Source organism: Nocardioides guangzhouensis, from assembly GCF_004519545.1.
In the GTDB taxonomy this organism is placed as follows: domain Bacteria; phylum Actinomycetota; class Actinomycetes; order Propionibacteriales; family Nocardioidaceae; genus Nocardioides; species Nocardioides guangzhouensis.
Genome location: NZ_SDKM01000017.1, coordinates 59,056 through 79,716 on the forward strand (window position 1 = coordinate 59,056; position 20,661 = coordinate 79,716).

Consider the following 20,661-nt stretch of genomic DNA (forward strand, 5'->3'; position numbering starts at 1 on the left):
TCAGCGGCCGGCGGTCCGCTCGGCCACCCACTCCACGAACGGGCGCAGCGTGCGCCAGTCGTCGCGGACCATGTCCAGCATCGCGGGAGTGTGGATCACCGGCTCGAACCCGTGGCTGCGCGTGAGCGTGAGCGACTTGTGCCGGAGCAGCCCGATCCGCGGGTGCTGCTGGTCGTAGCCGCGGGGCGTGGTCTTGAGCGTCTCGCCACCGACCGTCCAGCCGCCGTCCTCGAGCCCGGTCACGATCCGCTCGAGCTCGGTGCCGGTCCGCTCGTCGTCGATGGCGGCCCGGACCGCGGCCAGCCCCGCGGGGCTGGCCTCGTAGAAGCCGGCCCCGGTGCGCACGCCCCGCGCCGACAGCTCGACGTACCACCCGGTGGCCGAGGCCACGGGCACGTAGGCGCCCTGGTGCGTCTTGTACGGCGTCTTGTCCTTCGCGAACCGGACGTCGCGGTAGGGGCGGAACACCTTGGCGGTGCCGAACTCCTCGGCCAGCGCCTCTGTCAACGCGGCCATCGGTGCCTTGACGGCCTCGTTGTAGACGGCCTTGTGCGCCTCCCAGAACGACTTGGTGTTGTCGACCTCGAGGTCGTCGTAGAAGTCGAGCGCCGCGACGGGGAACCCCTCGAACTGTGCTGGCTGGGTCACGCGGGAACGGTATCCGAGACCCGGAAGAGGTCGGCCTCGCCCAGCGGCGGCGCGGGCTCGAGGTCGATCCCGGATCCCGAGAGCAGGACGGTCGCCATCCGGGTGACCAGGAGCTCCCCGGGGACCGTGTGGGCGCCGAGCCGCACCGCGAGCTCCACGCCCGGACCCGCCACCGGGCCGCCGTCGGCGACCTCGGCCACCGCCAGCCCGAGCGCCGCGTCGGAGACCCGCGCGAGCGCCGAACGGCCGGCGCGGACCGCCGTGGCCGGCCCGTCGAAGAGCACGACGACGTCGCCGGCGGCGCTGTGCCGCAGCCGCCCGCCGGCCGCCACGAGGGCGTCGGCGAGGGCGGTCGCCTCGCGGCCCGCGGGGTGTGCCACCGCCGCCAGGGCGAGGTGGTGCGTCGGCGCCGGGGTGGACCGGATGAAGGGTTCCACGGCGTCCAGGATCTGGGCGGGGTCACCGGACACGAAGTGGTCGGCGCCGGTCAGGGCCACGAACCGCGCACCGGGGATCCGGTCGGCGAGGTAGCGGCCCTCCTCGATCGGGAACATCGGGTCCTGGTCCCGGTGCACGACGAGCGTCGGCACCCGGACCGACCGCAGCAGGTCGCGCACGTCGACCAGGGAGTTCATGTCCATGAGCGCCCGGATCGTGCCCGGCGTGGCGGCGGCGGTCATCCGGCGTGCCCACCACTGCTGCATCGGCTCGTCGGCGGAGGGACAGCGCATCCGCAGGTCGGCGGTCCAGTCCCAGGTGTGCACGAGCCGCTCGGTGTACGCCGCGCGCTCGTCCTGGGTCTGGGCCCAGGGGTAGTCCTCGGCCCGGGTCCGCTTGGCGTAGGTCCCGTAGAGCACCAGCGAGGACACCCGCTCGGGGTGCGTGGCCGCCATCATCACGGCCATCGGGCCTCCCTCGGAGTAGCCGCAGAGGATCGCCCGTTCGGAACCGACCGCGTCCATGACCGCGAGGACGTCGTGCATGCGCGTCTCCAGGTCCGGGACCCCGGACGGCCGGTCCGACATCCCCGTGCCGCGCTTGTCGAAGCGGATCAGGCGGCCCATGGTGCCGAGCCGGTCGAGGAAGTAGGCGTGGCGTGGGTCCTCCCAGTCGAAGGCGAGGTGGGAGATGAAGCCGGGGATGAGCACGATGTCCAGGTCGCCGCTGCCGGTCACCTGGTGGGCGATGTGCAGTCCGTCGCTGACGGTGTAGCGGACCGGCCGGACGGGCGTCGGTGCCGCCGCGCGGCCGGGAGCGGTGGCCGGAGGGGGTGCGGCGGGCTCCCCGGCCGGCTCGACGACCCCGGCCACGAACCGGTAGCCCCGACCGTGGACGGTGCGGATCATCCGCTGGGACCGCCCGTCGTCGCCGAGGGCGCGGCGTACCTGCTTGATGCGGCTGGTCACCGCGGTCTCGCTCACGAAACGCCCGCCCCAGACGGTGTCCATGAGCTCCTCCTTGGGCACCACCCGCTCGCGGTTCCGGACCAGGTGCACGAGGACGTCGAAGGCCTGCGGCTCCAGCGGTACGCCGGTCCCGTCGCGCCGCAGCTCGAACAGCGTCTCGTCCAGCTCGAGGCGCCCGTCGAGGATCAGGACCATGTCGTCATGCTCGCACGCCCCGGGACCGGTGCCGAGGGCTCCGCGTGCCGGGTCGCCCCCGGGACGAACGGGTCGGGGGAGCGACTCCGGCACGAGCCGGAGGTGGGTCTGGTCGTTCACGCCGTCGCGACGTCGACCTGCACCGGGACGGCGTTCGACACCACGTCGTACACGGCCGAGCGGCGCCGGGCCTGGTCGACCAGCCGTGCCAGGTCCTCGGGGTTGGCGTCGCCGGCGACGTGGAAGGTGACCCGGATCGCCTGGAAGCCGTTGCGCACGGAGTCGTCGATGCCGAGGATGCCGCGCAGGTCGATGTCACCCTCGACGCGAGCCGTCGCCTCGTGCAGCTCGATGCCGCGGGCAGCGGCGATGTTGGCCAGACCGCTGGTCAGGCAGCTGCCCAGGGCCTGGAGGAGGTGCTCGGCCGGGGTCGGGGCCCGGTCGGCGCCGACCAGCACGACCGGGTGGTCGGCCTCGACGTCGAACTCCTGCTCGCGGGCCTGCTCGCCGCCGGCTCCGTGGAAGCCGCCGATGGTGGTGCGGTTCCAGGTGCCGTCCAGCCACCGGGTGGTGGCACGGAACTGGAAGCGCGCGAGCTCGGGCTGCTGACGGACCGCGTCGATGGTGGCGAACAGGGTCTCGGTGTCCACGCCGTTGGTACGGCGGGTGGGTGTCGTGGTCATGCGGGTGCCTCTCTCTTCTGGATGGTGTCGGTGGCGCTCACGCGGCCGGTGCCGCGACCAGCCCGGCCGGGACCGGGCGCGAGGCGAGCGCCGTCGCCTCGCGGTCGAGGGCCCGGGCCAGCTGCATCTGGAGCTCGACGAACCGGGCGGGGTGGGGGAACCGGGCCAGCGCCCGGGTGAGGTCGAAGGTCTCGGCGAGGGCGGCGTCGCGGGCGGCGGCGTACTGCCCGAGGGAGGTGGGCTCGTCTGCGCCCTCGAGGACGTCGTGCAGTGCCTCGGCGAGCAGCTCCGCGTCCCGGAACGCGTCGGTGATGCCGTGCCCGGTGATCGGGTCGCGGTGGTAGCCCGCGTCCCCGACCAGCGACCAGCCCGGCCCCCACGCCTGACGGACGTAGCTGGGAGGGGAGACGCAGCCCCGGACGGGCGAGACGATCCGGCCGCGTCGTACCCGGGAGGCGAGGACGGGGGCAGCGTCGTCGAGGGCGGCGAGCAGGGCGCTGCTCCTGCGGTCCCCCGCGCTGCGGACGGCCGTGAACGCCGGAGTGGGCCGACAGAGCCAGACACAGGCCTGGCCGTCGTTCGTGGGGAAGGCCCCGGCGAACGCGTCCGGGGAGACGTGGAACTCGATGCCACGCCAGTCGACGTCGGCGACGTAGAAGTAGAAGAGCGAGGCGTCGGCCTCGAAGCCCTGCAGGGTGGCGGCGCCCAGCCGCTGGACGGTGCGCGACCGCAGCCCGTCCGCGGCCACCACGTGCCGGGCGGCCACGTCGGTGCTGCGGCCGTGGCCGTCTCGCGTCCGGACACCCGTGACCCGCCCGGACCGGTCGCGCAGCAGCCCGGTGACGGTGGTGCCGGTGCGCAGGTCGGCGCCGGCGGCCAGGGCGGCGTCGAGCAGGATCGCGTCGAGCACCGACCGCCGCGGCGCCACCAGCAGGTCGACGCCGGCGCGATCCTTGACCCGACGGTGCAGCTCGCCGTCGGCGGTCACGAACGTCACGTCGCGGATCGCCGGTGCGCCTGTCGCGAGCACCCGGTCCAGGAGGCCCCAGCGGGCCAGCTGGACGACGCCCCCGCGGGCGATGCCGTGGGTCGAGACCGTGTCGCCGGGCAGGTCGGCGCGGTCGAGCAGGAGCACGTCGTGGCCACGGGCGGCGAGGAGTCGGGCGACGGCCGTGCCGGCGCACCGGGCGCCCACGACGACCACGTCGCGGCTCGGGTCCTGGTGGGTCATGCCGACCACCGTCGCGCCCGGGACGGCAGGAACCTTGGTGGCCGTGTGACGGGTTCGTGGAGACGACGTGGCCGGGAGGTCTCCACGAGATCGCCTCCCGACCGCCAAGGACGCGGACCACGGCCGGGTGACCGTGGCGGCATGACCACGACCGTCGTCCCGGACGCCCTGCGTCCGGACCTCCCTGCCCTCGACCGCCGCGAGCTCCGCCGCCGAGCCCGCGCCGACGTGCTGGCCGTGGCGCCGGGTGTGATGCCGTTCGGGCTGGTGCTGGGCGTCACCGTCGTGGCGCTCGGCGGGAGCCGGGCCGCGGCGCTGTTCGGTGCGGCCGCGGTGTACGGCGGCAGCGCGCAGCTCACCACGACGACGGTCCTGCACCTCGGGTCGGGGTTCCTCGCCGCCGTCGCGGCCGGCGTCGTCGTGAACGCCCGCGTGATGCTGTACGGCGCCGCGCTCGAGCCGATGTTCCGGCACCAGCCGCGCTGGTTCCGGCTCCTCGGACCGCAGTTCCTGCTCGACCAGACCTATCTCGCCGCGACCCGGCGGGAGGCGTCGGGGCCGGCCGAGTTCCGTCGCTACTGGGGTTGGCTCGGCACCTACCTGCTGCTGGCCTGGCTGGTCGCGGTCGCCGTCGGCCTCGCCCTCGGACCGCTGCTCCCGCCGTTGCCGCACCTCGGGCTGGTCGGCGTCGCGCTGTTCGTCGCCATGCTGGTCCCGCGCCTGGTGAGCCGCACCGTGCTGCTGGTCGCCGGGACGTCCGGCGCCGTGGCCATCGCCGTGGCGCACCTCGTGCCCGAGGTGTCGATCCTCTCCGGCTGCGCTGCCGGGGTGCTGGCCGGGATCGTCGCCGACCGCCCCGCGACGCCCGGGCGGAGCGACCGGTGACCGGGACCTGGCCGGAGCTCACCGCCCTGGCGGTGCTGGCGGCAGCCTGCTGGGTGCTCCGGATCATGCTGGTCGTGGTCGTCCCCGCCCGGGTGCTGCCCCAGCGCCTGCGCGACGGGCTCGAGCACCTCGCTCCGGCGGCCCTGGCCGCGCTCGTCGTCGTCGACCTCGACGCGACGGTGCGGGGGGACCGTCCCCTGACCGCCGCGGCGCTGGTCGTGGCGACCGTCGCCGTGGCGCTCGTCGTGCGCCGGACCGGCAGCATGCCGCTGGCGATCGCCCTCGCCCTGGGTGTCGCGCTGGTCGCCGACCTGGTCGTGCGGTGACCGTCAGCCCGGCGCGGTCGCCCAGACCTGCTCGTCGCCGCCCTCCGCGAACGACCGCACGGTGAGGATGCCGTCGGCGCAGGCGGGGGCGGCCAGGAACGCCTCGCCCTCGCCGCTGCTCTCGTAGACCACCTGGAGCTCGCCGTCGGGTGTCCACCGCATCAGGCGTGCCTTGTCGAGGTCCTTCTGCGCGTCGCGGACGAAGTACGCCGAGTCGCCGCACCACAGCAGCGTGCCGGTGGTGCCGGGGCCGAGCGCGGTGACGGTGTCGCCCGTCGTGGCGTAGAACTGTCCGGCCTCCACCCGCTGCTCCTTCGGGACCGTCGACCAGACCGCGCCGCCGTCGGTGAGCAGCACGTCCCAGCCCTTGCAGTCCGGGACGCCTGGCAGCGGGGTGGCCGTGGCCCCGGTGACCGAGGTGAGGGTGCGGCAGGAGACCGGCCGACGGGCGTCGAACGTCATCAGCCCGGTCCCGGCGGGGGAGATGCTGGCGTTGGAGAACCCGTGCCGTCTCGGCGCGCAGTACCCCTTCTCTCCGCGACCCGCCTCCACGTCGTACGCCGCCAGGCAGAACGCGCCGCCTGGCCGGAAGGAGGAGTAGACGAGGGTCCCCTCGCCGTACGCTACGGACCCGCCGGTGCCGGGCCGCGGGTCCGTCACCCGGCCGACCCGATCGCCGCTCGGGAGGTCGAGCACGACGAGGTCGAGGGGCTTCTCCTCGAGCCGGTCCTGGCTGACCAGCACCGCCCGGTCGCCGTCGAGGAAGGCGTCCACGACGTGCCGACCCGGGCCGGGTCGGTACGACCCGCCGGCGGCCGGGCCGTCGAACCGGACCGAGGTGCCGCCGTCGGCGACCCGCATCGTCCAGTCCTCGCCCCTGGTCCAGGTCCCGGAGTCCGGCTTTCCCAGCGGCCTCCAGTCCAGCAGTGCTGCGGTCGGCTCCGCGGTCGCGGTGCCGGTCGGGCTCCCGGCGACCGGGCCGGTCGGGGAGTCCGTGGCCGCGCTGGTGGGACCGCTGCCGGTGGTCGGGCCGTCCGGCTCTCGTGACCCGTCACCGGACCCGTCGCCGCTGCATCCCGCGGCGAGCAGCAGGAGGACCGCCGCCGCGGCGTACCAGCGGCGCATCAGACCCCGATGTTGTGCTGGAAGTGCTCCTTGTTGGCCCGGTACGAGCGGTACGCCGAGCGCTCCTGGGAGCGGGCGATGTAGGGCTCCGACGGGTCGAAGCGCTGCTGGTTCCACGGTTCGAAGTAACGCAGCAGGTTGGCCTTGTCGCCGTTCTTGTTCCAGCCACGGCCGACCTGGAAGTGGCCGCTCGCGTCGTCGTCGAGGTAGGGGTACCACTTCTTCAGCAGCACCGGGTGCAGGATGACCGGCGCCCGGTAGTCGCCGTAGTGCCGCATCTGCAGCAGGTACCACCGGCCGTAGGACCAGTCCTTGATGTCCAGCACGATGTAGCGGCCGGCGTACCTCTCCTGGTCCCAGCCCGTGTAGCGGTTGGTCGCGCCCACCAGGTTGGTGATCGACGAGCCGTCCCGAGTGGTGCCGAGCCGGTTCGCCCACGTCTTCTGGCTGCGCTTGTAGCGCCAGCCCCAGCCGATCATCTGCATGGTGGTCGGGCCGCACCAGTAGGTCCGGGTCTGCTCGGTGGTGCGCTTGCTGGTGAGCACGTAGCCGCGCTCGGGGTAGTCGGAGGCCTTCTTGGGCTGCGTGGTCGCGGCGGGGTCGCCGCTCGCGGTCCGGAGCCGGACCTCGGGGTGGGCGGCCAGGAAGCCGGTCGGCAGCGGGGTGCCCTGGACCTGGTTCCGCAGCAGCCACACCTTGGCGACGGAGCGGGCGGCGTCGGTGAGCTCGGCACGGTCCGCACGCAGCCGGGCCTCGAGCGGCATCCGTTGACGCTGCCGGAGCAGGGCGAGGGGGTCGAGGTCGCCGGTGCTCTCCCGCGGGGTACGTCGCGCGGCGTCGGCCGCGGTCCGGCTGAGCTCGGTGACCACCTGGGCCTGGGTGGAGCGGGTCCAGCCGCTGTGCAGGCAGTAGCGCTGCCCCTCGAACGTCGCGCACCGGACCTGGTCGCGCACGAGGGCGGCCGGGGACAGGGTCCGCCCCTGGGTGGCCCGGCCGGAGGCTCGCGCCGCGCCCAGGACCCGGTCGATCTCCGCCCGCATGGCGGGGGTGACGGCGCCGGTCCCGGCGGTGGCACCGGCCAGGCCCGCGGGCCCCGCGTCGGTGGCGTTCTCGATCGCCGGCTGCGGGCCCGAGCGGGGCAGGAACGGCGCGGCCGCGAGCATCAGCGCGAGCGCGCCGATCGCGATCGTCGTACGGCGCGAGAGGCGGGAGACGGACGGAAACGGACGGTGGGACATGGGGCGACCCCAGGGGGAAGAGAGGACCGAGTTCTCACCACTGTCACCTCTGACCACAGAGACCGTCAAGCGTCCCAGCAGTCACAGCGTGTCCGCAACCCCCGGCTACCGGTCGATCTCGGCGCGGCGCCGCCGGACGATGGCCCGGACGGCATCGTCCGGCGGAGGGGTCGCAGCCGTGAAGTGGACGGTGCCCTTGGTCAGGTCGAATCCCGCCAGCAGGTCGGCCGCGCCGGCCACCGCCTCGGCGCTGAACGGGACGAGGCTGAGGTGCGCCTTCGCCACCCGGAACCCGAGCAGCGGCCGCCCGGCGAACGTCAGCGCGGGCATGCCGTACCCCGTGCCCTGCCCGGCGTCCGGCGCCTCGGCGAGCGCCGCCGCCACCACCTGCTCGTACGCCGAGCGCTCGGCGTCGGGCAGCCCGGCCAGGAAGTCGTCCACCGTCCCCATGACGGCACGATAGACGTGATCGGGCCGGCGCGACGCGGTCGTGCGTCGAGCGGAGGCCGGGCGGTCGCCGAACTGAGTCCTCGGACCGTGCCGGTCGGGCCCGTCGGCCCTGGGGCGCCGGGTGTCCTCGTCGGATGCTGGAGCCGGGGCCGGATGAGGAGGTCGTCGTGCGGGGTCGTGTCGTCGCACTCGTCGCGTCAGGAGCCGTCGTTGCGCTGGTGGCGACGGCCGCGCTGGTCGCGGCGCTGTACCGCGACGACCCGGTCGAGCGGGTCGGGATGCACGACATGACGGCGTCGGCGCTGTGGCGGGCCGGCCGCGACGACCGGCCGGGAAGCCTGCCGGGTCGGCTGCGGTACGGCCGGATGATGGGCGGCCCCGCGACGATGGTGCGGTCCGCGTGGGTGCGCAGCGAGTACGGCTACCTGGTCGAGATGGTGGCCCACCACGAGGAGGCGATCACGGCCGCCCGGCAGCTCCGTCGTTCCGACCGCCCCGAGATGCGCGAGCTCGGGTCCGCGATCGTGACCAGCCGAACCGCACGGCCGAAGGTCACGCCGTGTTCGGCGAGCAAGAAGGAAGACCCCACTCCGCCGGTGCGGGCGGGAGTGGGGCGTCACCTGCGGTGCTTCGTGGAGCGGATGACGAGATTCGAACTCGCGACATCGACCTTGGGAAGGTCGCGCTCTACCAACTGAGCTACATCCGCCTGCGCTCCCGAAGGTGCGCGCGACAGATGCTACTCGACGGGTCCGAGGTCCGGGCGACGAGGGCGCACGGTGTCGCCGCTGGACCGTCCCGTGAGCCGTCGGTGGACCCACGGCACGGCGTGTGCCCGGGTCCATGCGAGGTTCGCCCGGCGTCGCTCGGCCGGGGACGCGGCCACCAGCTCGGCGAGCTCGGGGGCCGGGAGGTCGTGCGGGATCCCGAGCACGTCGAGCACGCGGGTGGCCATCAGCGCGTGCCCGGCCGGTCCCATGTGCATCCGGTCGATGTCCCAGTAGCGCCAGTCGCGGTACTCGCGCATCCGCCAGTAGTCGACGATCGTGGCACCGTGCCGGTCGGCGGCCTCGCGCACCAGCTCGTTGTAGAGCGCGAAGCGGCCGCGCATCGGCCGGTAGATCGCCGAGCCGCCCGGGTCGAACGCCGTCCACACCAGCAGCCGGGCGCCGGTGGCGGCGAGCCGGCCGAGGGCCTCGTCGTACCGGCCGACCAGCGCGTCGAGGTCGACCTTCGGCCGCATGATGTCGTTTGCGCCGGCGTAGACCGTGACCAGGTCCGGCGCCAGGGCCAGGGCCGGCTCCAGCTGCTCCGCGAGGATCGCGTCGACCTTGCGGCCCCGGATCGCGAGGTTGGCGTAGCCGAAGTCGTCGGTGCGGGTGGCGAGCACCTCGGCAACCCGGTCCGCCCAGCCGCGCAGGCCGTTGGGGCGCTCCGGGTCGGGGTCGCCCACCCCCTCGGTGAAGGAGTCGCCCAGCGCGACGTACCGGTGGAATTCCATGGGCGCAAGCCTAGGAGCCCACCCCGGCACGTCCGGACCCTGCCGGCGTCCGGTCGGCCGGTCTGAACCAGTCGGTGGATGGCCCGGACGGGGCAACCCGGTCGGGCCGGTCGGGAAGACCGGGGCGTGGCTGGGGTGGTCGGGTCCGAGCGGGCGGTGGAACGCTCGCAGGACTCCATTCCCGACCTCCTGGGGGGACGTATGTTCCGCTCACGGCTGTTCCTCTCGGCCGTGGGGGCGGTGGCCCTCACGCTCGTCGCACCCATGTCGGCACCCGCTCAGGGTCGCGCCGTCGTCTCACCGCCGATCGTCACCGGCCTGGCCATGCCGCTGCAGATCGACGTCAGCAACGGCTCCCTCTACGTGACGCAGGCGATCGGCCTGCTGACCCAGGTCGACAAGGACGGTTCGACCACCGACCTCGCCTCCGAGCCTCCGGGCGACGCCCGCGACCTCTCGGGTGTCGCCGCCGGCCGCAAGGGCATCGCCTACGCGACGACGTTCTTCGACCCCGCCGACCGTGAGGCGCTGCTCAAGCTCCGGAAGTGGGACGGGTCGGTCAAGACCATCGCCGACATCTGGGAGTACGAGCAGCACGTCAACCCCGACGGCGACCAGACCTACGGCTTCCTGAACCTCAGCAAGCGGTGCGCTGCCAAGGTGCCCGCCGAGGTCGGCGGCGAGCCCTACACCGGCATCGTCGACTCGCACCCGTACGCGATCGCGAACGCCTGGGACGGTGGCTGGTACGTCGCCGACGCCGGCATGAACGCGATCCTGCACGTGAGCAAGTGGGGCAAGATCAGCACCGCCGCCGTCATGCCGCCGCAGCCGGTCCGGGTGACCGCGGCCGTCGCCAAGGCGAACAAGCTGCCCGCGTGCACGGTCGGCAAGACCTACGCGTTCGAGCCGGTGCCGACCGACGTCGAGACGGGCCACGGCAAGCTCGTGGTCAGCCTGCTGCCGGGAGGCCCCGAGGACCCGAGCCTCGGCGCCCGCGGCTCGGTCTACGCGGTCAACCCCTGGAAGGGCACCTTCAAGCGGCTCGGCGCCGGCTTCCTCGGCGCGACCAACGTTGCCGTTGGTGACAACGGTGAGATCTACGTTGCCGAGCTGTTCGGCAACAAGGTCTCGAAGCTCGGGTTCAACGGCCGCAACCGGACCGTCGCGAAGCTCACCAACCCGGCGAGCATCGAGTACCGCAAGGGCAAGCTGTACGTGTCGTACAACGTGTTCGCCAACGGCTCGATCGCCACGATCAAGCTGCACTAGGAGTGATCCGGGCGGCGTCGGCCGTCCGTACCGGTGGGGCGTCGGCCGCGCGGCCGGCGCCCCACGCGCGCCGACGAGGGCCCGGATGCGCCGGTCGGCCATGCCGGTTTGCCGGTAGGTTGAGCGCGTGCTGCTGAGCGACCGCGACATCCTGGCCGAGATCGACGCCGGCCGGATCACCTTGGAGCCCTACGACGAGGCGATGATGCAGCCGTCGTCGATCGACGTGCGGCTGGACCGCTTCTTCCGGGTCTTCGAGAACCACAAGTACCCGCACATCGACCCGGCCGCCGACCAGTCCGACCTGACCCGGATGGTGGAGCCGGAGGGCGACGACCCGTTCATCCTGCACCCGGGCGAGTTCGTCCTCGGGTCGACGTACGAGGTGGTGTCGCTGCCGGACGACGTCGCGGCACGGGTCGAGGGCAAGTCGTCGCTGGGCCGCCTCGGCCTGCTCACGCACGCCACCGCCGGGTTCGTGGACCCGGGCTTCTCGGGCCACGTCACGCTCGAGCTGGCGAACGTGGCCACCCTGCCGATCAAGCTCTACCCGGGCATGAAGATCGGCCAGTTCTGCTTCTTCCGGCTCTCGTCCTCCTCCGAGCACCCCTACGGCTCGGCTCGGTACGGCTCCCGCTACCAGGGCCAGCGCGGCCCGACCCCGTCGCGCTCGTTCCAGAACTTCCACCGCTCGCAGATCTGAGCTCCGGAGAGGTCCACCGGTTCACCCGAGGGTCGACCTGGGTACGGGTTGCACCTACGGTGCATCAGGACGCACCGACCTCGGAACGGAGCTTGCATGTCCCCCGGAATCCTGCCGCTCTCCGGCACGATCATCGACGCACACCCCGTCGACTACCTGATCCTCGCGACGTACTTCGTCTTCGTGCTCGGCATCGGCTGGCTCGCCCGTCGGCAGGTGTCGGACTCGGTCGACTTCTTCCTCTCCGGCCGGTCGTTGCCGGCGTGGGTGACCGGTCTCGCCTTCATCTCGGCGAACCTCGGCGCCGTCGAGATCATGGGCATGTCGGCGTCCGGGGCGGAGTTCGGGCTGCCGACCGTGCACTACTTCTGGGTGGGCGCGATCCCCGCGATGCTGTTCCTCGGCGTCGTGATGATGCCGTTCTACTACGGCTCCAAGGTGCGCTCGGTCCCGGAGTTCATGCTCCGCCGGTTCGGGCCGGGCGCGCACCTGGTCAACGCGCTCTCGTTCGCGCTGGCGCAGCTGCTGATCGCCGGCGTCAACCTGTTCCTCCTCGGCACGATCATCCGGGCGCTGCTCGGCTGGCCGCTGTGGGTGGCGCTGCTCGTCGCCGCGGCCGTGGTGCTCTCCTACATCACCCTCGGTGGACTGAGCGCCGCGATCTACAACGAGGTGCTCCAGTTCTTCGTGATCGTCGCCGCGCTCGGCCCGCTCACGCTGCTCGGCCTGCACCGTGTCGGCGGCTGGGAAGGCCTCACCGAGAAGATCACCGCGGCCGCCGGCAAGGGCGGTGCCCCGCCGGCCGACCAGCAGCTGAACTCCTGGCCCGGCCAGTCGCTCTCCGGCTTCGACTCCCCGATCCTGTCCGTGATCGGCATCGTGTTCGGCCTCGGCTTCGTGCTCTCGTTCGGCTACTGGACGACGAACTTCGTCGAGGTGCAGCGGGCGATGGCGTCCGACTCGATCTCCTCGGCCCGCAAGACGCCGATCATCGGCGCCTTCCCCAAGATGTTCGTCCCCTTCATCACCATCGTGCCCGGCATGATCGGCGCGGTCCTGGTCAGCGAGCTGGCCGACCTCAAGGCCGGTGGTACGCCGTCCGGTGGCACCGGCGGCGAGATCACCTACAACGACACGTTGCTCTACCTCATGCGCGACGTGCTGCCCAACGGCCTGCTGGGGCTGGCGATCACCGGCCTGCTGGCGGCGTTCATGGCGGGCATGGCGGCCAACATCTCGGCGTTCAACACCGTCTTCTCCTACGACCTGTGGGGCGACTACATCGTCAAGGGACGGGCCGACGGCTACTACCTGATGGTGGGCCGGGTGGCCACGGTCGGCGCCACGATCATCGCTATCTTCACCGCCGGCCTGGCGTCGAACTACTCCAACATCATGAGCTACCTGCAGGTGCTCTTCGGCTTCTTCAACGCGCCGCTGTTCGCGACGTTCATCCTCGGCATGTTCTGGAAGCGGATGACTGCCACCGCGGGCTGGGTGGGCCTGGTGGCCGGCACCCTGTCGGCGGTCCTGGTCGCCTACCTCAGCGAGGACGCCTTCGGCTCGCTCAGCACCGGCGCGATCCCGGTGTCCGGGCAGGGCGCCGCCTTCCTCGCCGCCTCCGTCGCCTTCGTCGTCGACGTGACGTTGAGCATCGTGGTCTCCCTGGTGACCGAGCCGAAGCCCGCGGGCTCGCTCAAGGGGCTGGTCTACAGCGAGACGCCGCGCGAGGACCTGGTCGACCCGAACGAGTCGCGGTTCCCGTGGTACCGCCGCACGATCCCGCTCGCCGTGATCGCCCTCGTGATGACCATCGCCCTGAACATCGCCTTCTGAGGAGGCAGCCATGACCGACAAGTCCCAGCACCAGTCGAACCACCAGCCCGCCGACGACTCGGTCGGCGTCGACTCCGGCGGCCGCGCCCACAAGGCCGGCGCCCTCGACATCCGCAACGTGATCGGTGCCCTGCTCGGCATCTACGGCGCGATCCTCACGCTGATGGGCCTCGTCGGCGACCAGGAGCTCGACAAGACCGGCGACGTGAACGCCAACCTCTGGGCCGGGCTCGCCCTGCTGGTCACCGCCGCGATCTTCCTCGCCTGGGCCCGGCTCCGCCCGCTCCAGGTCCCGGGCTGACCCGTTGAGTCGCGCCTCCCTGTCACATGAGTTGCGCCTCGCTCGGGGGTGCGGTGACAGGGAGGCGCTGCTCATGGCGTAGCGAGGCGCAACTCAACGAACTGGGGCAGTACCCCCTTGTCGTGAGGTGCGGAAGTGAGGTTAGGCTGCCCTAAGTAAGGGTTCCCTGACCTCGAGAGGACGCCGTGATGCGCTCCCGTTCGTTCCCCGTGCTGGCCGCCGCCGGCGCCGTGCTCGTGGGGCTCGCCCTGACCGGGTGCGCCACCGGCTCCACCGAGGCCGCCGAGACACCCGACTCCGTGACCCCCGCGGACGCCTCGGCGTTCCCGGTCACCATCGACCACGCCTTCGGCTCGACCACGATCGAGAAGGAGCCGCAGCGCGTGGCCACCCTCGGCTGGTCCGACCAGGACAACGCACTGGCCCTGGGCGTGGTCCCGGTCGGTGCCACCAAGCTGACCTGGGGCGGCAACGACGCCGGCTCCTCCGACTGGTTCGACGCGACGCTGGAGGAATCCGGCGCCGACGCCCCCGTCCGGTACGACGACTCCGACGGCGCCCCGGTCGAGGAGATCGCCAAGCTCGACCCCGACCTGATCCTCGCCACCAACTCCGGCATCACCGAGCAGGAGTACACGAAGCTCAGCAAGATCGCGCCGGTGGTGGCCTACCCCGAGGCACCGTGGGTCACCCCGTGGCAGACCTCGCTCGAGATGGTCGGCACAGCGCTGGGCCGCAGCAGCCAGGCCGCGCAGGTCAAGGCCGACACCGAGCGGGAGATCGCCGACGCCCGCGCGGAGCACCCGCAGCTCGACGGTGCCTCGATGATCTTCGGCTACCTCACCACCACCGACCTCTCGCAGGTCGGCATCTACGCTCCGCGGGACCCACGGGTCGCCTTCATGCACGACCTCGGCCTGGTGGATGCCCCGTCGGTCGCCGGCGCCATCAAGCCGGGCGAGTTCTACGGCAGCGTCTCGGCCGAGCGCTCCGCCGACCTCGACTCCGACGTGTTCCTCACCTGGGCCGAGAACCCCGGCGACGTGACGACGTTCACGGACGACAAGCTGATCGGGATGATCCCCGCGATCGCCTCCGGCCACGCGTACGCCGAGGACGACAAGCACGTCAGCCTCGCCGTGACGAACCCGACCCCGCTGTCGATCCCCGTCATCATCGAGGAGTTCGTGCCCGAGGTCGCCCAGGCCGTGGACGGGACCGTCGAGGGCTCGTGACGCTCCTCCCGCCCCGTCCGGTCCCGGGACCTGCGCCGGGCGTCGGGAGCCGCCGGTGCACCGCCACCGCCGCGATCGTGATGGTCGCGGTGGTGGCGGGCGTGGTCGTCCTGTCCGTGCTGGTCGGCTCCCGCACGAGCTCGCCCGGGGCGATCCTCGACACGGCGGACCCGCAGCACGCGGTGTACGTCGCCCGCTTCGAGCGCACCCTGCTCGGCCTGGCCGTCGGCGCCGCCCTCGGCCTCGCGGGTGCGTGCATGCAGGGCCTGACCCGCAACCCGCTGGCCGACCCGGGCCTGCTCGGCGTCAACGCCGGCGCGTCCTTCGCGATGGTGCTGGCGATCTCGGTGCTCGGCGTCTCGCAGCAGGCGGACTACCTGTGGTTCGCGTTCGCGGGCGCCGCGGTCGCCGCGGTCCTGGTGCACGGGATCGCCTCGCTCGGCCGCGACAGCGCGACCCCGATGAAGCTCGCGATCGCCGGCGCCGCGGTGACGGCCGCGGTCTCCAGCTGGACCTCCGGGATGCTGCTGGCCGACCGGAAGACCATGGAGACGTTCCGCTACTGGCAGGTCGGCACGGTCGGGGGCCGTGGGCTCGACGTGCTCGTCACCGCGCTGCCGTTCCTGGTGCTCGGTGCGGTGCTGGCGCTCACCGGCGCCCGCCTGCTCAACGCCCTGGCGCTCGGCCACGACCTGGCTCGCGGCCTCGGACGCCGGACGACGCGCGACGGGCTGGTCGTCGGCCTGGCCATCGTGCTGCTCGCCGGTGGGGCCACCGCGCTGGCCGGCCCGATCGCGTTCGTCGGGCTGCTGGTGCCGCACGCCGTCCGCATCGTGCTCGGCTCCGACCACGCCCGGGTGCTGCCGTTCAGCGCGGCGGTCGGCGCGGTGTTCGTGGTGCTGGCCGACACCGTCGGCCGGGTGGTGCTGCCACCGGCTGAGGTGCAGGTCGGGATCGTGACCGCCGTGGTCGGCGTGCCCGTCTTCCTGGCGCTGCTGCGCCGGGGTCGGCTGGGCGGTCTCTGATGGCCACCGTCCTCGCCCCCGCCCGTGCCGGCGGCGACGCGGTCGCGACCCTCCGGCGAGCGCGAAGCGGCATCGCCCGGCGCCGCCGGCTCGTGGCCGGAGGCCTCTCCGCCCTGCTGGTGCTGGCGTTCGCCGCCCGGGTCCTGCTCGGCGACTTCACCGTCACCATCCCCGACTTCCTGCGCATCCTCGGGGGCGCCGACGTCCCCGGCGCGACGTACATCGTCATGGAGAGCAAGCTCCCGCGGGCGATCCTGGCCGCCCTGGTCGGCCTGGCGTTCGGTGTCGCCGGGGCGATCTTCCAGGCCGGTCTGCGCAACCCGCTGGCCAGCCCGGACATCATCGGCGTCAGCGCCGGCGCCAGCGCGGGCGCCGTGGTCGCGATCGTGCTGCTCGACCTCGACGGCTTCGCGGTCTCGGCGGCCGCGGTGATCGGCGCCGTCGGCGTCGCCCTCGCCGCGCGCGCGGTGGCCGGCCCGGACACCGGCTACCGGCTGGTCCTGGTCGGGGTCGGCCTGGCCGCGGGCATGCAGGCGGTCATCCAGTACGTCTTCACCCGCGCCGACGAGTACGACGCGCAGCTGGTGCTGCGCTGGCTCACCGGCAGCGTCAGCCGGGTCGACTGGCCGACCATCCGCGTGTTGGCGCTGCTGCTGCTCGTGCTGCTCCCGGCGACGGCGTACGTCGCCCGCTCGCTGCGCGCCACCGAGCTCGGGGCCGACGCGGCCGCGGGGCTCGGCGTACCCCACGGCCGCAGCGACCTGCTGCTGCTCCTCGCGGTGCTGCTCACCGGGGCCGGTGTCGCGGCGGCCGGCCCGGTCGCGTTCGTCTCGTTCCTGGCCGGGCCGATCGCCCGGTCGCTCAACGGCGGCCGGACCACCCTGCTCGGCGCCGGGCTGACCGGCGCCGCGCTGGTGGTCGCCGCGGACTACGTCGCCGACTACCTGCTGGTCGACATCAACTTCCCGGTCGGCGTCGTCACCGGCGCCCTGGGTGCACCGTTCCTGCTCTGGCTGCTCGCGAGCGGCCGCACCGGAAGGAGGGCGGCATGACCGCCGTGGCCCCCGTGCCCGACATCGACCCCGGCATCCCGCGCCAGTCCCGGCTCGTGGCCGAGGAGGTGAGCCTCGGGTACGGCGACCGCGCGGTCGTCGACGACCTGACCCTCCGGGTCCCGGACCGTGCGGTGACCGTGATCGTCGGCGCCAACGCCTGCGGGAAGTCGACGCTGCTGCGCGGGATGGCGCGGCTGCTCCGGCCCGGCTCGGGCGCGGTGCTGCTCGACGGCACCGCCATCCACCGGCAACCGACCAGGCAGGTGGCGCGCACCCTCGGCCTGCTGCCGCAGACGCCGGTCACCCCGGAGGGCGTCACGGTCGCCGACCTGGTCGGGCGCGGCCGGCACCCGCACCAGGGCAGGTTCCGTCGCTGGAGCGCCGACGACGAGCGGGCGGTGGCCGAGGCCCTCGACCTGACCGGCACGACCGGGCTGGCCGGCCGGGCCGTCGACGAGCTCTCCGGCGGGCAGCGGCAGCGGGTCTGGATCGCGATGGCCCTCGCGCAGGAGACCGACCTGCTGCTCCTCGACGAGCCCACGACGTACCTCGACCTCGCGCACCAGGTCGAGATGCTCGACCTGCTCGCCGACCTCAACGCCCGCCGCGGCACGACCGTCGTGATGGTGCTGCACGACCTCAACCTGGCCGCGCGGTACGCCGACCACCTGGTCGCCATGTCGGGGGGACGGATCGCCGCCGAGGGTGCCCCCGGGGCCGTGGTCACCGAGGAGGTCGTGCGCGACGTCTTCGGCCTGGACTGCCGGGTGGTCACCGACCCCGTCTCCCGCACGCCCCTGGTGGTCCCCGTCGGCCGCCATCACCAGAAGGACTCCTGACATGACCGCGACCGTGACCCACCGGCTCCCGATGGTGATCTGCGAGGTGACCGTGGTCCGCGCCGAGCGGCTCTCGCCGTCGTACGTGCGGGTCGAGCTGGCCGCGCCCGAGCTCGCCGACTTCGGCGTCGACGGCCCGCTGCTCGACCAGCGGATCAAGCTGGTGTTCCCGGGCGCCTCGGGCCGGGTGCCGTCGTTCGCCGGTGCCGACGAGTCGTGGTACGCCACCTGGCTCGACCTCCCCGTGCCCGAGCGCGCCCACATGCGCACCTACTCCGTGCGCGACGTGGTCGGCGCGGGCGCCGACACCCGGGTCGTCGTCGACCTGGTGCTGCACCTCGCCGAGGGCGCCACCGGTCCGGGCTCGTCCTGGGCCGTCGACGCGGCACCGGGCGACCGGCTGGTGCTGGTCGGACCGCGGCGTGGGATCGCGTTCGGCGGGATCGAGTTCGACCCGGGGACCGCCCGGTCGCTGCTGCTGGCCGCGGACGAGACCGCGGTGCCGGCGGCCAGCCGGATCCTGGCCGACCTGCCACGCACCGCTCGCGGGACCGCGTTCCTCGAGGTGCCGCACGCCGCCGACGTGCTGGCCTGCCCGGCTCCTCCCGGGATGGACGTGGTGTGGCTGCCGCGGTGCGACGGGGACGAGCACGGGACGCCGCTGGTCGAGGCGGTACGCCGCCACTTCGGGCTGGGTCGCGTGGCCGGGCTGGTCGTGGAGTCGGTCGTCGACCCGGATCTGTGGGAGACCCCGACGTACTCCTCCTCCGGCGAGGAGCTCGACGGCGCGGTGACCGTCGGCCACGACCTCGCCGGGCTCTACGCGTGGATCGCGGGGGAGTCGCGGCTGGTGACCACGCTGCGCCGGTGTCTCGTCGGGGAGCTGGACGTGGACCGGCGCCAGGTCGCCTTCATGGGCTACTGGCGCCGGGGGGTCGCGATGCGGTCCTGACGACCCCGGGGTGCTGCGGTCGGTCGTCGGTCAGTCGTCGATGGCGTCGGCCAGGCGGCGTACCGTCCGGGCCAGTGCCTGCCGGCGACGCGGTCCGGGGACCCGGGTGCGCGGCTGGCGGGCCCGGCGGCTGTCGATGCGGTACTGCGCCTCGGCCTCGATCGCGAAGTGGGGTTCCAGCATGGCGGTGCTCCTCTCGGGTGTCGGGGTGGTCAGGGATCAGATCTGCTTGAGCAGGATGTCGCCGCTGACGGACTTGGCCCGGACCTCGATGTAGTCCTGGCCCTCCTGCGGCTGGCCGGCACCCTCGAGGTCGGAGCCGATCCGGCCGGTGACGGTGTAGACGTCGGTCCACACCGGGACGCCGCCCGGGATGCCGATCCGGACGTCGCCGGAGGCGTTCTTGGCGTCGACGCTGCCGCGGTGCTGGGTGTCGATGACCAGGTCGCCGCTGGCGGTGCTCATGCTGAGGTTGGCGTGGGCCTGGCCGACCCGCAGGTCGCCGGATCCGGACTTCAGCACCGCCGCGCCGCCGGTGGCGCCGATCGTGACGTCGCCGGAGCCGGTGGAGATCCCGGCGGAGCCGGCCACGCTGGCCACGCCCACGTCGCCCGACCCGCTCTTGGCGCGCAGGTCGGCGCCGGCGTCGTTGACGGTGATGTCACCGGAGCCGGTGTCGACGACCGTGGCGCCGGAGACCCGGTCGACCGCGATGTCGCCCGAGCCTGACTTGGCCTTGACCAGGGCGAGCGTGCCGGCGGTGCGCTGGTCGGCGGAGCCGGTCTTGGAGACCAGCTCGCTGGCGGTCGGGACGGTGATCCGGAGGTCGATCTTGGGGTCGCCGCCGAAGAAGCCCCCGCGACCCTTGGGACCGATCACCGAGATGCGGTCACCGTCCCGGTCGATGCGGACCTCGTCCGCGTGCTCGCCGAGCGCGACCACCTCGGTGGTGGTGACCTCCGTGGCGGTGACGTCGACGCTTCCGCTGCCGAGCTCGACGTACAGGTGGACGGGGTTCGGGGTGTCGAAGGTGCGTTCCATCTCTGTCTCCAGGGTGTGTTCGTCCGCCGGACCAGCCTGCTGGCTGCCCGTGCTGCGGTGGTGGATCGTGCTTGCTGTCTCTGCCTGCGGGGTGGGGGCCGGGGGTCAGACCCAGCCGGTCATGCGGCGGTTGCCGCGGGGGCCTCCCTTGCGGAACGGGTCGCCGAGGAACGGCAGGCTCGAGAGGTCGAGGTCGATGTTGACCGCCTGGTCGGCGTTGGTGGCCGCGCGGACCACGTTGACCAGCCAGGTGTTGAGCGAGTGACCGGAGCGGGCCGCGAGCTCCTCGGCCCGGGTCTTCACCGACTCGGGGATCCGGAGCGTGATCCGGGCGACCGTGCCCTCCTCCTCGGCCTCGTCGACCGGAGGCGGCGGGGGCGGGCTCGGCGGGGCCGGCGGCGTCATCGGGGCTGCCAGCACGAAGTCGAGCTCGCGCCCGTTGAGCCGGAGGTCGACCGAGCCGGTCGCCATCTCGGCGGTGATCTCGGCGGCGGCCTGCGAGATGGCCTCCATCAGCGCCAGCCGGGCGGCCGGGTCGAGGGCGAGACTGAGCCGCTCGGCGGCCGCCTTGACCTCGGGCCCGCCGGCCTCGGCCGCCGCGTTGAGGTCGCGCCGCAGGCTGTCGACGTAGGGGGTGATGTCCATGCGCACCACGATGACATCACAGTGATGTCACGTCAAGCACTTGATGGTGTCAGGTGATGTCATCGTGGT

22 protein-coding genes and 1 tRNA gene are annotated in these 20,661 nt (G+C 73.1%); 11 read left to right on the plus strand and 12 right to left on the minus strand.

Going from position 1 to position 20,661, the window contains the following annotated elements; genetic code table 11:
* The 4 genes from EKO23_RS12820 to EKO23_RS12835 all read right to left on the minus strand — a co-directional run bounded on the left by EKO23_RS12820 (position 1) and on the right by EKO23_RS12835 (position 4,163).
* Positions 1-648 (minus strand): DUF2461 domain-containing protein, encoded by a 648-nt coding sequence (locus EKO23_RS12820; RefSeq protein WP_134717867.1) that lies wholly within the window; start codon positions 646-648, stop codon positions 1-3.
* Positions 645-2,249: an alpha/beta hydrolase gene (locus EKO23_RS12825; protein WP_134717869.1), complete on the minus strand. Its 1,605-nt coding sequence runs from the start codon at positions 2,247-2,249 to the stop codon at positions 645-647. The genes EKO23_RS12820 and EKO23_RS12825 overlap by 4 nt, the downstream gene beginning before the upstream one ends.
* Positions 2,250-2,365: 116 nt before the next feature.
* Positions 2,366-2,932, minus strand: a complete 567-nt coding sequence (locus EKO23_RS12830; protein WP_134717871.1) for an OsmC family protein — start codon at positions 2,930-2,932, stop codon at positions 2,366-2,368.
* Between the two features lie 37 nt (positions 2,933-2,969).
* The gene (locus tag EKO23_RS12835; protein WP_134717873.1) at positions 2,970-4,163 is read right to left on the minus strand and encodes an NAD(P)/FAD-dependent oxidoreductase; all 1,194 of its coding nucleotides are present in this window, start codon (positions 4,161-4,163) and stop codon (positions 2,970-2,972) included.
* Positions 4,164-4,304: 141 nt separating this feature from the next.
* On the opposite strand from EKO23_RS12835, the gene EKO23_RS12840 reads away from it, so the two are divergent.
* Together EKO23_RS12840 and EKO23_RS12845 are read left to right on the plus strand one after the other, a co-directional pair.
* A complete protein-coding gene (locus EKO23_RS12840; protein ID WP_134717874.1) occupies positions 4,305-5,048 on the plus strand; it encodes an AzlC family ABC transporter permease in 744 nt (247 codons plus the stop codon).
* Positions 5,045-5,374, plus strand: coding sequence for an AzlD domain-containing protein (locus tag EKO23_RS12845; RefSeq protein ID WP_134717877.1), 330 nt, complete (start codon positions 5,045-5,047; stop codon positions 5,372-5,374). The genes EKO23_RS12840 and EKO23_RS12845 overlap by 4 nt, the downstream gene beginning before the upstream one ends.
* A gap of 3 nt (positions 5,375-5,377) precedes the next feature.
* Here the strand turns inward: EKO23_RS12845 and EKO23_RS12850 are convergent, their stop codons facing one another.
* The 5 genes from EKO23_RS12850 to EKO23_RS12875 form a co-directional block, all read right to left on the minus strand.
* The gene (locus EKO23_RS12850) at positions 5,378-6,499 is read right to left on the minus strand and encodes a hypothetical protein (RefSeq protein ID WP_134717879.1); all 1,122 of its coding nucleotides are present in this window, start codon (positions 6,497-6,499) and stop codon (positions 5,378-5,380) included.
* On the minus strand, positions 6,499-7,737 hold the full coding sequence (locus EKO23_RS12855; RefSeq protein ID WP_134717881.1) for a C39 family peptidase: 1,239 nt from the start codon (positions 7,735-7,737) through the stop codon (positions 6,499-6,501). Before EKO23_RS12855 ends, EKO23_RS12850 begins: the two co-directional genes overlap by 1 nt.
* A 105-nt stretch (positions 7,738-7,842) precedes the next feature.
* Entirely contained in the window at positions 7,843-8,187 is a 345-nt protein-coding gene (locus tag EKO23_RS12860; protein ID WP_134717883.1) for an iron chaperone, read from the minus strand.
* Between the two features lie 633 nt (positions 8,188-8,820).
* Positions 8,821-8,896 (minus strand) — tRNA-Gly (locus EKO23_RS12870).
* A 30-nt stretch (positions 8,897-8,926) separates the two neighbouring features.
* Positions 8,927-9,688: an SGNH/GDSL hydrolase family protein gene (locus EKO23_RS12875; RefSeq protein ID WP_134717885.1), complete on the minus strand. Its 762-nt coding sequence runs from the start codon at positions 9,686-9,688 to the stop codon at positions 8,927-8,929.
* Positions 9,689-9,952: 264 nt separating this feature from the next.
* On the opposite strand from EKO23_RS12875, the gene EKO23_RS12880 reads away from it, so the two are divergent.
* The 9 genes from EKO23_RS12880 (at position 9,953) to EKO23_RS12920 (ending at position 18,906) form a co-directional block, all read left to right on the plus strand.
* On the plus strand, positions 9,953-10,960 hold the full coding sequence (locus tag EKO23_RS12880) for a ScyD/ScyE family protein (RefSeq protein ID WP_167880456.1): 1,008 nt from the start codon (positions 9,953-9,955) through the stop codon (positions 10,958-10,960).
* 127 nt (positions 10,961-11,087) lie between these two features.
* The gene (gene dcd / locus EKO23_RS12885) at positions 11,088-11,663 is read left to right on the plus strand and encodes a dCTP deaminase (RefSeq protein ID WP_134717890.1); all 576 of its coding nucleotides are present in this window, start codon (positions 11,088-11,090) and stop codon (positions 11,661-11,663) included.
* A 111-nt stretch (positions 11,664-11,774) separates the two neighbouring features.
* Positions 11,775-13,499, plus strand: a complete 1,725-nt coding sequence (locus EKO23_RS12890; protein ID WP_217702610.1) for a sodium:solute symporter family protein — start codon at positions 11,775-11,777, stop codon at positions 13,497-13,499.
* A gap of 10 nt (positions 13,500-13,509) precedes the next feature.
* Complete coding sequence (locus tag EKO23_RS12895; RefSeq protein WP_167880457.1) at positions 13,510-13,800, plus strand: hypothetical protein; 291 nt, start codon at positions 13,510-13,512, stop codon at positions 13,798-13,800.
* Positions 13,801-13,988: 188 nt separating this feature from the next.
* Positions 13,989-15,035 (plus strand): iron-siderophore ABC transporter substrate-binding protein, encoded by a 1,047-nt coding sequence (locus EKO23_RS12900; RefSeq protein WP_134717894.1) that lies wholly within the window; start codon positions 13,989-13,991, stop codon positions 15,033-15,035.
* Positions 15,032-16,060, plus strand: a complete 1,029-nt coding sequence (locus EKO23_RS12905; protein ID WP_246051063.1) for a FecCD family ABC transporter permease — start codon at positions 15,032-15,034, stop codon at positions 16,058-16,060. Before EKO23_RS12900 ends, EKO23_RS12905 begins: the two co-directional genes overlap by 4 nt.
* Positions 16,060-17,112, plus strand: a complete 1,053-nt coding sequence (locus tag EKO23_RS12910) for a FecCD family ABC transporter permease (protein WP_134717896.1) — start codon at positions 16,060-16,062, stop codon at positions 17,110-17,112. Before EKO23_RS12905 ends, EKO23_RS12910 begins: the two co-directional genes overlap by 1 nt.
* Complete coding sequence (locus tag EKO23_RS12915) at positions 17,109-17,954, plus strand: ABC transporter ATP-binding protein (RefSeq protein ID WP_134717898.1); 846 nt, start codon at positions 17,109-17,111, stop codon at positions 17,952-17,954. Before EKO23_RS12910 ends, EKO23_RS12915 begins: the two co-directional genes overlap by 4 nt.
* Position 17,955: 1 nt before the next feature.
* A complete protein-coding gene (locus EKO23_RS12920) occupies positions 17,956-18,906 on the plus strand; it encodes a siderophore-interacting protein (RefSeq protein ID WP_246051064.1) in 951 nt (316 codons plus the stop codon).
* Between the two features lie 30 nt (positions 18,907-18,936).
* On the opposite strand, the gene EKO23_RS25275 is transcribed toward EKO23_RS12920, so the two are convergent.
* From EKO23_RS25275 to EKO23_RS12930, 3 genes are all read right to left on the minus strand, one after another.
* Positions 18,937-19,089: a hypothetical protein gene (locus EKO23_RS25275; protein WP_167880458.1), complete on the minus strand. Its 153-nt coding sequence runs from the start codon at positions 19,087-19,089 to the stop codon at positions 18,937-18,939.
* A gap of 36 nt (positions 19,090-19,125) precedes the next feature.
* Positions 19,126-19,947 (minus strand): DUF4097 family beta strand repeat-containing protein, encoded by an 822-nt coding sequence (locus tag EKO23_RS12925; protein WP_134717900.1) that lies wholly within the window; start codon positions 19,945-19,947, stop codon positions 19,126-19,128.
* Between the two features lie 105 nt (positions 19,948-20,052).
* A complete protein-coding gene (locus tag EKO23_RS12930) occupies positions 20,053-20,592 on the minus strand; it encodes a pilus assembly protein HicB (protein WP_134717902.1) in 540 nt (179 codons plus the stop codon).
* Between the last annotated feature and the right edge of the window lie 69 nt (positions 20,593-20,661).

Excerpts from the sequence above, each read along its gene's own strand:
- EKO23_RS12875 (WP_134717885.1), bottom strand. The coding sequence starts at position 9,688 with ATGGAATTCCACCGGTACGTCGCGCTGGGCGACTCCTTCACCGAGGGG.
- EKO23_RS12920 (WP_246051064.1), top strand. The coding sequence starts at position 17,956 with ATGACCGCGACCGTGACCCACCGGCTCCCGATGGTGATCTGCGAGGTG.
- EKO23_RS12930 (WP_134717902.1), bottom strand. The coding sequence starts at position 20,592 with ATGGACATCACCCCCTACGTCGACAGCCTGCGGCGCGACCTCAACGCG.
- EKO23_RS12915 (WP_134717898.1), top strand. The coding sequence starts at position 17,109 with ATGACCGCCGTGGCCCCCGTGCCCGACATCGACCCCGGCATCCCGCGC.
- EKO23_RS12830 (WP_134717871.1), bottom strand. The coding sequence starts at position 2,932 with ATGACCACGACACCCACCCGCCGTACCAACGGCGTGGACACCGAGACC.
- EKO23_RS12910 (WP_134717896.1), top strand. The coding sequence starts at position 16,060 with ATGGCCACCGTCCTCGCCCCCGCCCGTGCCGGCGGCGACGCGGTCGCG.
- EKO23_RS12895 (WP_167880457.1), top strand. The coding sequence starts at position 13,510 with ATGACCGACAAGTCCCAGCACCAGTCGAACCACCAGCCCGCCGACGAC.
- EKO23_RS12880 (WP_167880456.1), top strand. The coding sequence starts at position 9,953 with ATGTCGGCACCCGCTCAGGGTCGCGCCGTCGTCTCACCGCCGATCGTC.
- EKO23_RS12825 (WP_134717869.1), bottom strand. The coding sequence starts at position 2,249 with ATGGTCCTGATCCTCGACGGGCGCCTCGAGCTGGACGAGACGCTGTTC.
- EKO23_RS12900 (WP_134717894.1), top strand. The coding sequence starts at position 13,989 with ATGCGCTCCCGTTCGTTCCCCGTGCTGGCCGCCGCCGGCGCCGTGCTC.
- EKO23_RS25275 (WP_167880458.1), bottom strand. The coding sequence starts at position 19,089 with ATGCTGGAACCCCACTTCGCGATCGAGGCCGAGGCGCAGTACCGCATC.
- EKO23_RS12860 (WP_134717883.1), bottom strand. The coding sequence starts at position 8,187 with ATGGGGACGGTGGACGACTTCCTGGCCGGGCTGCCCGACGCCGAGCGC.
- EKO23_RS12840 (WP_134717874.1), top strand. The coding sequence starts at position 4,305 with ATGACCACGACCGTCGTCCCGGACGCCCTGCGTCCGGACCTCCCTGCC.
- EKO23_RS12835 (WP_134717873.1), bottom strand. The coding sequence starts at position 4,163 with ATGACCCACCAGGACCCGAGCCGCGACGTGGTCGTCGTGGGCGCCCGG.
- EKO23_RS12855 (WP_134717881.1), bottom strand. The coding sequence starts at position 7,737 with ATGTCCCACCGTCCGTTTCCGTCCGTCTCCCGCCTCTCGCGCCGTACG.
- EKO23_RS12850 (WP_134717879.1), bottom strand. The coding sequence starts at position 6,499 with ATGCGCCGCTGGTACGCCGCGGCGGCGGTCCTCCTGCTGCTCGCCGCG.
- EKO23_RS12925 (WP_134717900.1), bottom strand. The coding sequence starts at position 19,947 with ATGGAACGCACCTTCGACACCCCGAACCCCGTCCACCTGTACGTCGAG.